14 protein-coding genes are annotated in these 11,769 nt (G+C 42.2%); 3 read left to right on the top strand and 11 right to left on the bottom strand.

From position 1 onward, the window contains the following. Window positions 1–104: 104 nt before the first annotated feature. Window positions 105–674, bottom strand: a complete 570-nt coding sequence (locus N6A79_RS07915; RefSeq protein WP_268545524.1) for a phage tail protein — start codon at window positions 672–674, stop codon at window positions 105–107. 218 nt (window positions 675–892) lie between these two features. Next, window positions 893–1,369, bottom strand: a complete 477-nt coding sequence (locus N6A79_RS07910; protein ID WP_268545523.1) for a hypothetical protein — start codon at window positions 1,367–1,369, stop codon at window positions 893–895. 781 nt (window positions 1,370–2,150) lie between these two features. On the opposite strand from N6A79_RS07910, the gene N6A79_RS07905 reads away from it, so the two are divergent. Then, the gene (locus N6A79_RS07905) at window positions 2,151–2,501 is read left to right on the top strand and encodes a hypothetical protein (protein ID WP_268545522.1); all 351 of its coding nucleotides are present in this window, start codon (window positions 2,151–2,153) and stop codon (window positions 2,499–2,501) included. A gap of 41 nt (window positions 2,502–2,542) precedes the next feature. On the opposite strand, the gene N6A79_RS07900 is transcribed toward N6A79_RS07905, so the two are convergent. The 3 genes from N6A79_RS07900 to N6A79_RS07890 form a co-directional block, all read right to left on the bottom strand. After that, entirely contained in the window at window positions 2,543–3,319 is a 777-nt protein-coding gene (locus N6A79_RS07900) for a hypothetical protein (RefSeq protein WP_268545521.1), read from the bottom strand. A gap of 413 nt (window positions 3,320–3,732) precedes the next feature. Next, complete coding sequence (locus N6A79_RS07895) at window positions 3,733–5,532, bottom strand: DNA primase family protein (RefSeq protein WP_268545520.1); 1,800 nt, start codon at window positions 5,530–5,532, stop codon at window positions 3,733–3,735. After that, window positions 5,522–6,772 carry a DUF7146 domain-containing protein gene (locus N6A79_RS07890; protein ID WP_268545519.1) on the bottom strand — a complete coding sequence of 417 codons (1,251 nt, stop codon included), beginning with the start codon at window positions 6,770–6,772 and terminating at the stop codon, window positions 5,522–5,524. The genes N6A79_RS07895 and N6A79_RS07890 overlap by 11 nt, the downstream gene beginning before the upstream one ends. 38 nt (window positions 6,773–6,810) lie before the next feature. Here N6A79_RS07890 and N6A79_RS07885 point away from each other — a divergent pair, with 38 nt between their 5' ends. Then, window positions 6,811–8,181 (top strand): hypothetical protein, encoded by a 1,371-nt coding sequence (locus tag N6A79_RS07885; protein WP_268545518.1) that lies wholly within the window; start codon window positions 6,811–6,813, stop codon window positions 8,179–8,181. Between the two features lie 14 nt (window positions 8,182–8,195). Here the strand turns inward: N6A79_RS07885 and N6A79_RS07880 are convergent, their stop codons facing one another. The 6 genes from N6A79_RS07880 to N6A79_RS07855 form a co-directional block, all read right to left on the bottom strand. Continuing rightward, on the bottom strand, window positions 8,196–8,540 hold the full coding sequence (locus tag N6A79_RS07880; RefSeq protein WP_268545517.1) for a dATP/dGTP diphosphohydrolase domain-containing protein: 345 nt from the start codon (window positions 8,538–8,540) through the stop codon (window positions 8,196–8,198). 1 nt (window position 8,541) lies between these two features. Beyond that, on the bottom strand, window positions 8,542–8,748 hold the full coding sequence (locus tag N6A79_RS07875; protein ID WP_268545516.1) for a hypothetical protein: 207 nt from the start codon (window positions 8,746–8,748) through the stop codon (window positions 8,542–8,544). Further along, window positions 8,745–9,065 carry a hypothetical protein gene (locus tag N6A79_RS07870; RefSeq protein ID WP_268545515.1) on the bottom strand — a complete coding sequence of 107 codons (321 nt, stop codon included), beginning with the start codon at window positions 9,063–9,065 and terminating at the stop codon, window positions 8,745–8,747. Before N6A79_RS07870 ends, N6A79_RS07875 begins: the two co-directional genes overlap by 4 nt. Beyond that, window positions 9,062–9,538: a hypothetical protein gene (locus N6A79_RS07865; protein WP_268545514.1), complete on the bottom strand. Its 477-nt coding sequence runs from the start codon at window positions 9,536–9,538 to the stop codon at window positions 9,062–9,064. The genes N6A79_RS07870 and N6A79_RS07865 overlap by 4 nt, the downstream gene beginning before the upstream one ends. Further along, window positions 9,538–10,026: a phage regulatory CII family protein gene (locus N6A79_RS07860; RefSeq protein WP_268545513.1), complete on the bottom strand. Its 489-nt coding sequence runs from the start codon at window positions 10,024–10,026 to the stop codon at window positions 9,538–9,540. The genes N6A79_RS07865 and N6A79_RS07860 overlap by 1 nt, the downstream gene beginning before the upstream one ends. Window positions 10,027–10,212: 186 nt before the next feature. Continuing rightward, entirely contained in the window at window positions 10,213–10,434 is a 222-nt protein-coding gene (locus N6A79_RS07855; protein WP_268545512.1) for a helix-turn-helix domain-containing protein, read from the bottom strand. Window positions 10,435–10,528: 94 nt separating this feature from the next. On the opposite strand from N6A79_RS07855, the gene N6A79_RS07850 reads away from it, so the two are divergent. Beyond that, window positions 10,529–11,182, top strand: coding sequence for a LexA family protein (locus N6A79_RS07850; RefSeq protein WP_268545511.1), 654 nt, complete (start codon window positions 10,529–10,531; stop codon window positions 11,180–11,182). Window positions 11,183–11,769: the final 587 nt, after the last annotated feature.

The raw sequence follows: 11,769 nt of genomic DNA, 5'->3' as shown, positions 1-11,769 counted from the left end.
TCAGGCCTCCCTGCGCCGTATGAGCAGTTAAAAACAGCCAAAGGTACCTAAAAACAAATGGTTAGATGAAAAATTAATGTGCCTTTGGTTGTTTTTTAATATGCCTAAGGCATCAAACGCTTGAGCTCATGATAGAGGCGTGGTGCAAGGTCCTTGTTGACCACACCGTCAAAGGCTTCCTTTGTTTCACCCTTAATCATTTCATCTGGTATAGTCACACCCGAAAGAACTTTGGTTATTGGCAACCTAGCCGCACCTTCACGTATCATCACCTGACCATAAACGGCGAGCTTTTCACGGTTTGGGAATTGGCCACCATAAATAAAGCTCTTGGCAAAGATCTGCCGCTTTCCAAAGGGAGCAGCCGACACACCAGCCTTGGTCTCACGCGCACCGAAGTGACGCAGTGATATTTCTTTACCACTACTGCGTAAAATATAAATAACTCGTGACGGATTAGCCTTGTATTCTCTAACCGCTTTAACAATTGTTTTGCGTTTTAGCCCTGTTTGCTTAGTTAATGCCCTTACAACTTTTGTCTTGGCTTTTTGCCCAGTGTGATTTGCAGCACGCATTGCGGCTATTGGCAATTTGTCGCCAACGGCATGAACTGCACCGGCAAACTTCTTTATGGCATCTTCATTAGACCAACCAATGGATAAGACACCTGCCATTTTTATGTTCCCTTTACATATGCGAACCTCGTAGTTAGCCAATAAAAAACCCCGCTACATTGCTGCACGGGGTAATAAACCTTTTTTCATTCTTCTTTTATACGTCAAGCCACTGCCGCATGTCAAAATTTATTTTTAAATGCTTGCTTAATATAAATACATCTTATTGTTTTCAAATGTATTTTTATTTTTATTGGTGATTTATTATTATTTCATAATCAGTCAAGAGATAGTTTCCAAGTTTCTCTTAAATTAATTGGAGGACTATCTGTAAAATCACGAATATCAGCTAAACAGAATTGAACTTCCATATCTTTAAATCGTTCAAACCGTTCAAATGTACGCGATAACGCATCCTTATGTATACCAACAACGCTGGCCGTACCAAATACTTCATTTAGTGTTTTTACTTCCAATACTGAATTCATAGGGACTTTAAAATCACCATACAATAAATTTAGAATGATATAGTCACCAATTTTTAAAGTTGCGAGTTTATGTCCATCCAGTGGTAGTTCGTTGTGTACTACTTGTAATATAGGCAATTCATTATTGTTGGTGCGTTGTATAGCAATTTTAATTTTATATAAATCAATTGCACGTTTCACAACTTCATTTTGAGTTAAGTGTTCGCTCATCGCTATTTCCTTTACATGTGTCAAGGTTTCTTCGTTAACTTTAATAGTTTTTGTCATTCAGTGCTCCTTTTAATAAATAGTTGGTGGATAGTATTTTTCGTGAATACCACTATTGAGTGGTATTATAAATACCTTTTTCTACTTTATGGTGTTTAATGTGTATATATGCGGCAAATTGCATTATTTAATTTTTACATATTTAAGAAATCTATCATCCCTGTTTTATAACTTCCGCCCCAAATAGATAGCTACCGTCCCCAATATATATTTTAATAATATATTGTTTTTAAATAATAAAAAATAAAATAGGGACGCTAGGGGCGCAAGGGACGATAAAACTACGCCACACATGGAAAAAATATTCTTGTTTTTTAAAAAACATATGCACACACATTATATATAAAGTCAGAATACTCGCCCCTTGCGCCCCTAGCCTTATTATTCATTAATAAAATATTGATTTTATTTGATTTATTTTTGGGCGGTAGCAGTTAACTATAGTCCAGATTTGGCTGCTACCGCCCCAGCATTACAGCTATCGCCCAAAAAATGCCTATTTTGCTAAATTTGCTGCTCATCGCTTGACAATTTGGGTGGTTTGCGGCAGAGTCATCAGAAGTGCTGAAAACACTATCCAACGGCGGGAATGCAACCGATATTGCAATCTCCTTATACCTTTTTTGCATAACAACGCTTTTATGTGTTGCTTAGGCATGGTCGGGTGTCTGTAGCTATACAATACCGGTGACGGAAAGGCTATGGGCAGACTGTTGGCTGTTTTCACCACCCGACTGCCTCTCTGAAAAAGGGGCTAATTGAAAACCAACAGGAGGCCGTCATGGCTGTAACATTCATTCCCCAAATAGAGCACGAATCCACCCTAATCCAAGAGCAAGCATATGAAATTTATGCTAGGAAGCGACTTATGTTGGAAGCTGTGATTGAAAGACTAATTTACCTTTTAGATCAGATCGATGGAGATGCAGATTTTGAGATTGACGAAAGTGACTTTGAGGATTGTGGTGATTTTGAACCAACTTTAGGTTGGGCAAATTATATAAATCAAGATTGCAATAGTTTTCAATCTATGCCGCCTTATCGACTGATGTATAGTCAAAGTCCCAATATGCTCATAACGCGCTTTTTTGAAATACCAGCCTTATGTAGATATAAGGGAATTTTTCTATAAAAAGATATGGTTATTATCGACAACCTTTGCAATATCATTATTTAACCGAATATCGCAATTTTGGAATTTTTCACTTTAATCCAAGGCGTTAATTTAACCAAAAACGGGCTTAAACGGTGATCTTGCATATTGCTGTTTAATGTTAAAAAAATGTGGTTTAAAGCCGTTACCCAAAACTGATATTCAATGCGTGCCATGATATCACTTTGCGGATTATCACTTAAAACATATTTGCGGTATGCACTGGTAAATGGGCGGCCAGATTTTTTATTATAACCGTCCATTTCCATTTCAACCTCGCGGCCAAGCTCGTTAAGCACCGTTTGCTTGATAAACCATAAGGGTTTGCCGTTTTGTTTGACAAAATCAACCTTTGGCACGGGGGCGCTAAAGCATGGCGTTTTGCATAAAACTGCATGGGTTACAATTTGCGCAATAACCGATTGGGCGATTTGCTTTTGTGTGCGGCTTTGCAAGCGCTTGATCACTTCCTCATAAAATGGGGTTGCGAGCCAACGCTCAGCCACTGGCCAATCGCTTAACAACTCGTCCAAAGGAGCAATCTTATAGACAATGCCTGCAACGCCGCGCACGGCTTGCGCAACCAACACTGCATCGGGGTGTGGCTCACCTTGTTCCAATTGCATGGGTAAATCGCAAGAGCCACGGTCACGGTCGATCCTAACACCAAGCTGGGCAATGGCATCAAACGCACCCCAAGCTGATAGAGGGCTATTTAAGCTATCTTCACCACCGCCTTTTACCAATTCATCAACAAAAGCCCAATGCAGTAATTTTTGTAAATTAAGCGTTTTCATGTCTATCGTCCCTTAAATTGCCATTGCTACCCAGATTTAAATTTTGCTGCCCATTTTATATTTTTCTATTCGATTGTTTTTAAAAGAAAAAACATAAGAACAGGGTGGAAAGGGGCGCAAGGGCAGCAAAAACACCGCCACTACATGAAAAAAAATAAAACTTTTAAAACAATGATCTTTATTCATGTGTGACGCGGAATTTATCGCCCCTTGCGCCCCTAGCGTCATAAGCCTTTGATTTCCCAAACCCTTTTTTGGGGTGCAAGCCTTGCATTATGGAAATTTGCGCCCCTAGCCACCCGAATTTTAAAAATCGAACGGCTATGCCAAGCCAAAATGCAGATAAAGGGCAAAACAGCGGTAAATGGTGCAGTGTAAAAAAGGGGACAGGGTTTTGAATAAATACACATCATTTAGCCTCTAACCTCTGCAAAACTCTCGCGCCCATTATCAGGCGTTACAAAACTGTCTTTAACACGAATGCCCTTGTAAACCGTGGTGCCGCTTTTTGCCTTCCAAAATTGCCGCATTTGCCCATCAGGTGCGGCAAAGCTAAGGCGCGTATAATCAGGAAAGCGGCGCGAAAAGGTGTTTTGCTTAAATTCCGCAGCACCTTCTTTACTAGCAAAATTGCAATAACCAATAAAAAGATCACCGGGGGATGATGTGTCCTCTTCCTTGCCAGTGACAATACAAGCTGCGCGGATAAATGCCCCAATCGGGTCGCTTTCCTCGCGATATTCATTGGTGGCAAGCAGCACCTTTTCAGGCGGGTTAAGGCCATAGTTTAAATAATCCAACGCCCCACTTACCATCCATGCAAAAATGCCTGATGCTTCATGGCGCAATTTATCAGGCAAAGCGCGGTCAACATCTTCTTTGGGGATTTGAACCTCCCACGGCACTAAAAAAACACGCCGCCAAATACCGTCAGATGTGTCGTCAATGCGCGGCTTATGGTTGCCTGAAAGGATAATCTTAAATTGCGGATGCACTTCAAAAAAATCTTCATGCAAGCGCCGCACAGGGATAACTTCGCCGCCGGTTAAGGTCTTGATCAAAGCGTCTTTTAGTTTAACGCCCATTTCAGGCTCACTCGCCGCAACCAAACGCGCACCGGGTAACCGTGCAAGATCAGGCGTTGCTTCCGCGCCGCCGCGCCTTGTGTCACCGGCAAAGGAGTCGATAGACAACGTCACCGCATAATCACCAATCACATGCGATAAAGCATCTAAAAAGGTGGATTTACCATTGCGCCCAACACCATAGAAAAACAACAAACATTGCTCTGCCGTTGACCCAAGCAGACAATAGCCCATAAAGCGCTGTAAAAAGAGCCGAATGTCAGCATCAGGCAAAACCGTAGTTAAAAACTTATGAAAATTAGGCGCTTCACAGTCTTTCTCAAACTTGGTTGGCGCAAGTTTTGAAATAAGATCTTCAGGGCGATGCGGATCAAGGCGATAATTCCAATAATGCTTTGGCTCATTGTCAGTGCCAATGTCTTCACGATAAAAACGCAACGTGCCGCTACTCGTGTTAAAGGCATAAAGGTCGGCATTCATGTCGGTAACGACCTTAGCCACATGGGGCAGGGCTTCGGTAAGCATATTGTTTAATTTGCTGGTACCAGCTGAGCTTTTGGCATGGCGGTGGCGTGACGATTTGCGGCCATTGACTAGCTTTTTGGTGTCTTCCGCCTTTTCTAAAATATCGTCTAATTCCATATAGCGGCCAAGCTTGTCAGTATCCCAGTCTTTTTTAGGGTAGCCCATTTTCTTTTGTTCAATTTTGGCAGTGCGGCCTTCGTCTAATATTTTTTGCTCATCTTCCGTTGCGGTTAATAGATGCGCTTCATTGTCGATAAGTTCCGCGGTGTTTTGTGCTAGTGGCCGCACGACGGAACCATCATCATCTTCTTTCCAGCGTTTGCCGTCAAAACCATGCCAACCAATACGCGCCACATGCAAAACTGTGTCGCCATAACGGTGCAAAAAACGCCGCCCATTGCCAATATCGGTCTCAGGCTCACCCATGCAATCGGATAATAGTTCTTGTGGGTTGCTTTCAACACTTGCGGCATTATCTCTCGCCAAAGGGTGCGGGTTTTGCGTGCTTTGCCCAAGGGCTGCCGCCTCTTGTGCATTGGCAGCATCAAGCATTGCTTTGACAGATTCTGGTATATTATTGTTTTTGTTTTCTTTATCGCTCATCTTCAACCGCCATCATATCTGCCACATCGCGCCCCCGTGGCGGCCAAACCACAATGATGCGGCGGTTGGGCTTGCTAAAGCGCACCTTGGCGCGGGTCATGGCAGCAGCAGTCATCACCCGCTCGCTATCGCCATCGGCAATTAAAACCAACTCGCTAATCCAGTCAGGCACAAAAATGCAATTTGCCGCATCGCTCATTAGTGGCTTGTCACCTGCCACAAAAACACGCCGCTCACGCCCTTTACTGTCGGTCATGGTTTGGCTTGGGTGGGCAAAGCGGCTTGCAGGATCGGCAGGACCGCATAAATTGCCAAGGTCGCCACTTGCCGCATAAATTGTGTCATTGCGTAAGCCTTCGGCAAGGCGCAAAGCAAGCACTGTCTCAATGCCTTCACCCACCACCATGCGCTTGCACTCAAAACGCGGCTTGAAATAGCCATCACGGTTAAACACAAAACCACTTAGCGGAATGAGCCCGCCTTTTTTGCTGCCGCGCATTTTCTTGGTTGGCAGAACCTCACCTGATTGCGGCGCGGTGAATAATGGGCGATATTTGGGCGGATTATTCAAATCAAGCCAAGTTAAATGGCAGCCAATAATCAGCCCTTCGACATTGATAAAAGGCGCAACCATGGCTGGCCCTTCATAAATAATCTTAGAACTGCCACCATCGTTAAAATAATAAGGCTCGTTGGATAGTAAACGAAGTGGAAAGCTAGAGATCGCCCCACCGCAGCGCTTTGCTAAATAGGCATTAAATGGGCTGTCTTGCAGCAACCGCCCCGCTTGCCACTTTTCTCGCGCAAGTCTTTGCTCTTTTTCGCGGTAAAATTTGGCTTCCGCATCCGCTTTCGCCCGTGACGCCGATGCCTTTTTTTGCCTTTGCTCAAAAAGCCACTTAGCTTTTAAACGCTCTTCATCGCTAACTTCATTTTGTGGCGCAGCGCGGCCAAGCACTGTTTCCGCCGCTTTGATTAAATCTGCACGTATATGCAAATCCAACCCCAAAACATGCCCAGCAAGCGACAAGGCACCATGCCCACCTTTGGCACAGCCACGGCAATTCCAAACATCTTTACGGATATTATAAGAAAAGCGATCCTTGCCACCACATTGCGGGCAGGGGCCAGCATATTCACCATTGCGAGAAATTGTTGGCAAACCAAGATCAGTCACGCAATCGGCAATTTTTACGCCACCTGCTTCATCAATAAAAAGATTGATTATTGAACCACTCATGCTAACAATCTCCCCTGTATGAAACGCGAGGGAAAAGCATGAGCAGTAGTCGAAATATCGATAATGCAAATGAACAAAAGCCGCCAATACGTAAATTGTTCGTATTTACGTTCATTTTTGTTATTATTGTAAGCTATATCTGGATTGTTAGAATTGTAAATTTGTTTACCGATGAGCTTTTTACAAGTAACCAACAGTACATGATAGTAGCTATATTCGGTTTTTGTTTGGCGATAATCTATATTGGAATAGGATATGCCTTTCGAAGCAAAATTTCCGACCTGCTGCGGGCACCCACAAGCATAGTTCCAAAAACCAGAACAAAAGTGGCTTTTGGATTTGCAGCGCTTTTCATAAGCTTTTTTCCCCTTATGGCTTGTTGGTTTGCACTGTCTGTTTATGAAAAAAGTTACAAGTCTTGGCAAGAAATCCTTAATCTTCCCAATATTAGTTGGAACGAAGATGCTGCAAGGAATATAATTCTTGCTATATTTGCGTTTAGTGGCTTTGTGGTGGTCGTTTATCGCGGTCTGCTTCACTCCGAGCAGGTTACTAGCCAAAACATACAACTTGAGCTTGGTAATAAACAGTTCGAAAATGCTACAGACAACCTCATAGAAACGCAAAAAAACAATCTTGCTAAACTGCTGGTTGATGCCACTAAAATGTTGGGTGCTGATACAACAGATGCCGAAAAAATGGCCGGAGTCATTTGCTTGTCTTACATCATTGACGTTCCTGATGAAAATAACGTCTTTGCTTATCAAGCTGTCAAAGTGCTTAAATTGTTTGTCAATGAACGTGCACTGCAAAGCCCTGATGGAATGAATTCTAATACTAACCCAATTGAATTTGAAGCGCTTGATGTAATTGACAAATACAATCAAAATAACGGGAGTACAATTGTTCTCCGTGATGTAACGATTAGCGACAATAAGACGGTTAAAGAAATTAAAATGTGGCCAAATACCAAGGGCATCATTTATGATAATTATATATTCACAAACGAAGTTTTTGATGAAAAATACGTACCTTTCAGAATCAAAAATTGCGAATTTTTTAGATGCACATTTAATCAGCAAAACAAATTTATACCAGTATTTATTACGGTAAATGGGACAACTTATGACCCAAATACAGGCGAGTGCAACGAATATGACGCAATATCTTATCCTTATGAAATTGGTTTTAAAAATTGCCTTTTTGGGACTTCTACATCTACTAGTCAGGACTTTTGGATAGTAAAAACAGAAAATATTTATAATTTTGATTTTGGTACTGATTGCCGTTTTAACGATGAAGTCCTGACCGATGCTTCCATTGTTAGTGGATTTATAAAATGGGGTATTCAGCCGCTTAGCGATCGCGATGTTGACGCCCCTCCACTGGTACCTCCTAGTGTTACATGACAAATTATCTACCATCACACGGCCCCCTTTTTCACTCGGTCATCAACGCCGCCGCCATTGTTCATAAATTCAAGCAAAAAGATGATATTGCAGGCGGCGTGGGCAAGGTGGGGCAGGCCGGATTCCGCGTCCAAATCCTCACCATTCCAAAAGGCAAATAGATGCCGCAGGGTGGCTGCGTAAAGCCGCCCCCATACAAACCCGCCATCGGTTTGGCTGCGCCAATTGTGGTCGCCATATTTTTGCGCGCCAAAGGCTAAAACCTTAGCTATTTGTAGCAAGGGCTCTACTGGCAATAGGTCAAGGCGTGGTTTACCGCTATCATGCTTTGTTGCACTATTGGCTTGCTTAACTATCATCTTAATAATCCCTATAGCTAAGGGCAAAAGGCGGGGCATTTAGCGCGGCATCATATTCTTCGCTATATAGCCATGTCATTTGCATGATTTTGCGCTTGTTAAAGCCCATTTGTTGCAGTAGCAAAATGCCCTGCTTTTGGTCTACTAGCGGCATAAAACGCAGCCGCTTAACATCAACACAATTTTCAAATCCAAAAGGCGGCATCATACGGCCTCGCTTTGTATGAAAGCAGTGCGTTTTATTTGCAGCGCAGTGGCATAAAACATTTTTGGCTCTATGCCATACCAAGCGCATAGTTTTAAAAAGCTATTGGTACATAAGGGCGCACCTTTTTCTGCCGCAACAATGCTTGGGTGTGGTAAACCAATTTTTTGCGCAAGCTGTTGTTGGCTAAGGTTTATAAAAACGCGCCGCCGCTCCATCATCAGGCCAAAAACACCCCAATCAATCAATTGGGCGCGCTGTGTCTTTAAACTTGACGTTTTAACTTGCTTGCTATGTTGGGTAATTGTACACATCATCATTCGCCCTCATTTTCATTTTGGCTAAGGCTCGCGCGTAAATGGTGGGCGCAGTAGGGGCGGCCATGTTTGTTAGCGCGTTTGCAGCCACAAACGGGCATTAATGGCCCTGCTTCACTCATTGGGTGGCTCGCAAAAAACAAACAGCGGTCTTCAAGCAAGGCGCGCTCATAACTCATAGGCACCACAATAAAGGGCATTTGCTGTAATTGTTTAAAGTTGACGCCCAAATTGGGTTTATTGGGCTGCTCCCATGTGCCTTCACGCTGCTTTTGCAAATTAAGCAGCACTTGCTTTTTCACGCGGCGCGGGAAGTGCTGCGGATAATGGTTATAAATCGCTTCATGGACGCGCTGTGGCTTACAGCCCAAGGCATGGGCAATTTCGCCGCCGCTTTTGCCGCGCTTCCACATCAAAGCAGCTTTTGCCAAGCGCTCTTTTGTCCAAAAGGCTTTTAAAGGGGTGGTGTTGCTCATTAGTAATCTCCACCAACCACATGCAGGGTAGAAACCTTGGCGCGTGACAATTGCTGGCGCAGCTCAAGCATTTTAATTTCCATGGCACTGCATGCGCGGTCAATGTCGGCAGCCTCGGCAGGGGTTAGCTTACCATCAGCAAAGGCGCGGCTGCCTGTTGCCATCACATCGCCCGATGCTGCCACAAGGTCTGAAAACTTGGCCAAGACCGAGCCCATGCTTTTACCCTCTTCATCTGGGGCAATAAGGCGGTAGCCGTTAAGCGCGGCAAGGGCAGTGGTCACAAGCGGCATGCCGCATTCATTTTCCAGCATATAAATAGCATTGGTGGGCATTAAATCAGGGTCGGTGGCATTGTTCCAACGGCCAACCTGACTTTTAGAAAGTGAGGTAATCTCAACACAGCGCTCAATGCCGCCGCATGTCTTAATTAAATCACGCTGCGCCGCCTTTAAGCGGTGAAACCAAGCCTCGTTAATCATTGCCATTTTAACAACCCCTTAATTTAAGCAAAGCTTTCCCGTGGCGGGAAATTCCGCAAGATTTTCCCATAGTGGGAATAGATTTTTTATGGTTTTAATAGCGCTACCAAAGACACTTAAAACCGCACCAAAGGTGAAAGGCACATTTGATGAAACAAAATTTAAAACCACTGTTCAATTTTGGTAAAACGTCTACGGAGTTAAATTTGAATTTTTTGTACGATATTCATCGTACCAATCGGAGGGAGTGACATGACCATTTGTGACCTCTTCTATCTTTAAAATAATTGTGGGCTCGGGAAATCGCCTGCCAGTCAAGTAGCGGTTGATTGCTACTTGTGTGACACCAATCAACAAGCCAAATCGGGCTTGTGAAATTTTATGGTCGATTAAATACAATTTGAGCTTCTTCATAATCCCGTAAATACCATAATGGATTATATACGTCAATATAATAGTCTGTTTTGGTATTTGTCAAGCTAAACCAGATCGGTATAATATGTTAATTATGAACATCATCAGAAAATTACGCCAAAATTTAAAGTTAACCCAAGCACAACTAGCAGAAAAAGCTGGTACAACTCAGCCGCAAATTAAGCGTTTGGAACTTGAGGAACGTAAACTCACTAAGGAGTGGGCAGAAAAACTTGCGCCTCATCTTGGCGTGGAAGCTTCTATGCTACTGTTTCCAGAAAATGAAAACTTGATACCAGTTTTACAACCAATTGGAACTATTCCAGTGATTGGTAAGGTTGCAGCAAATTCATGGTTGGCGGTTGATGATCTAGATGTGTATAATGATGAAGAGGAATACGTTCCAAGTGTTTCTGGTTATCCAATAAAGGCGCAATTTGCTTTAACCGTAGATGGTAATTGTTTAAATAGAATAGCAAACAATGGTGACAAGTTAGTTTGCGTTGATGTAATAGAACTTGGCATGGATGTGCAGCCGAACGATTTGGTGATTGTTCAACGCTCTCGTTTTAATGGGCAAATGATCGAGCGGACAGCCAAACGAATAAGAAAAACAATTGATGGTTATGAGTTGTGGCCAGAAAGTAATGATCCTAACCATCAAGAACCAATAAAAATCACTGGAATAAACGAAGGTGATGAGATTAGGATCATTGGTAAAGTACTGTGGATATTGCGGAAGCCTTAAAAGAAAAAACTTTCAATGTTTATCTAGTCGCTAATATTTTTATTACCTTATTTTTTTATTTTAGTTTTATATCAGCTCAAAGCTAGAATTAAATTTATAATTATCTTGTAACTCAAATTTTTATTTATGATTTTTTTTAAAAAATACTTTATATATCATTTATATCATCTTTCAATTTTTGTATTTTAATAAAATTACTTATAAAGTAAATAATAGAATAAATAGAGCAGCATAATGATGTGCTTTGGCCGAGTAAAGTAAAGTTAATTGAAAGAGAAAAATTAAATAGAGTCAGCTGCAATATATTTTTTTCTCCAATCCAAAAGCTAACTATATATGTAACAGTTGTAAGTACAAAATATATGATGTAGATATTCCTTACTTGGTTAATTCTTTTTCTAAGCTGAGCCAAGTAATCTTTATTTTTTATTTTACCAAATCCCATTGTCACGATTAAACCCATTCCAATGGAAAACATTACGCCTGAAACATTGTACATCGTTGAAAGTACGTTTTGTTCCAGATCGCGATTAATAAAATAATACACAATGAATGTGGTTGCTAGGATAAGTAATAACCGGTATAAT

The organism is Bartonella sp. HY761 (genome assembly GCF_026743145.1).
Taxonomy (GTDB): Bacteria; Pseudomonadota; Alphaproteobacteria; order Rhizobiales; family Rhizobiaceae; genus HY038.
The sequence above is the reverse complement of the archived record's forward strand: the minus strand, read 5'-3'. Positions and strand labels throughout refer to the sequence as shown.

Coding starts and splice junctions, on each gene's coding strand:
- N6A79_RS07915 (WP_268545524.1), bottom strand. CDS start 674: ATGGCAGGTGTCTTATCCATTGGTTGGTCTAATGAAGATGCCATAAAG.
- N6A79_RS07910 (WP_268545523.1), bottom strand. CDS start 1,369: ATGACAAAAACTATTAAAGTTAACGAAGAAACCTTGACACATGTAAAG.
- N6A79_RS07905 (WP_268545522.1), top strand. CDS start 2,151: ATGGCTGTAACATTCATTCCCCAAATAGAGCACGAATCCACCCTAATC.
- N6A79_RS07900 (WP_268545521.1), bottom strand. CDS start 3,319: ATGAAAACGCTTAATTTACAAAAATTACTGCATTGGGCTTTTGTTGAT.
- N6A79_RS07895 (WP_268545520.1), bottom strand. CDS start 5,532: ATGAGCGATAAAGAAAACAAAAACAATAATATACCAGAATCTGTCAAA.
- N6A79_RS07890 (WP_268545519.1), bottom strand. CDS start 6,772: ATGAGTGGTTCAATAATCAATCTTTTTATTGATGAAGCAGGTGGCGTA.
- N6A79_RS07885 (WP_268545518.1), top strand. CDS start 6,811: ATGAGCAGTAGTCGAAATATCGATAATGCAAATGAACAAAAGCCGCCA.
- N6A79_RS07880 (WP_268545517.1), bottom strand. CDS start 8,540: ATGATAGTTAAGCAAGCCAATAGTGCAACAAAGCATGATAGCGGTAAA.
- N6A79_RS07875 (WP_268545516.1), bottom strand. CDS start 8,748: ATGATGCCGCCTTTTGGATTTGAAAATTGTGTTGATGTTAAGCGGCTG.
- N6A79_RS07870 (WP_268545515.1), bottom strand. CDS start 9,065: ATGATGATGTGTACAATTACCCAACATAGCAAGCAAGTTAAAACGTCA.
- N6A79_RS07865 (WP_268545514.1), bottom strand. CDS start 9,538: ATGAGCAACACCACCCCTTTAAAAGCCTTTTGGACAAAAGAGCGCTTG.
- N6A79_RS07860 (WP_268545513.1), bottom strand. CDS start 10,026: ATGGCAATGATTAACGAGGCTTGGTTTCACCGCTTAAAGGCGGCGCAG.
- N6A79_RS07855 (WP_268545512.1), bottom strand. CDS start 10,434: ATGAAGAAGCTCAAATTGTATTTAATCGACCATAAAATTTCACAAGCC.
- N6A79_RS07850 (WP_268545511.1), top strand. CDS start 10,529: ATGAACATCATCAGAAAATTACGCCAAAATTTAAAGTTAACCCAAGCA.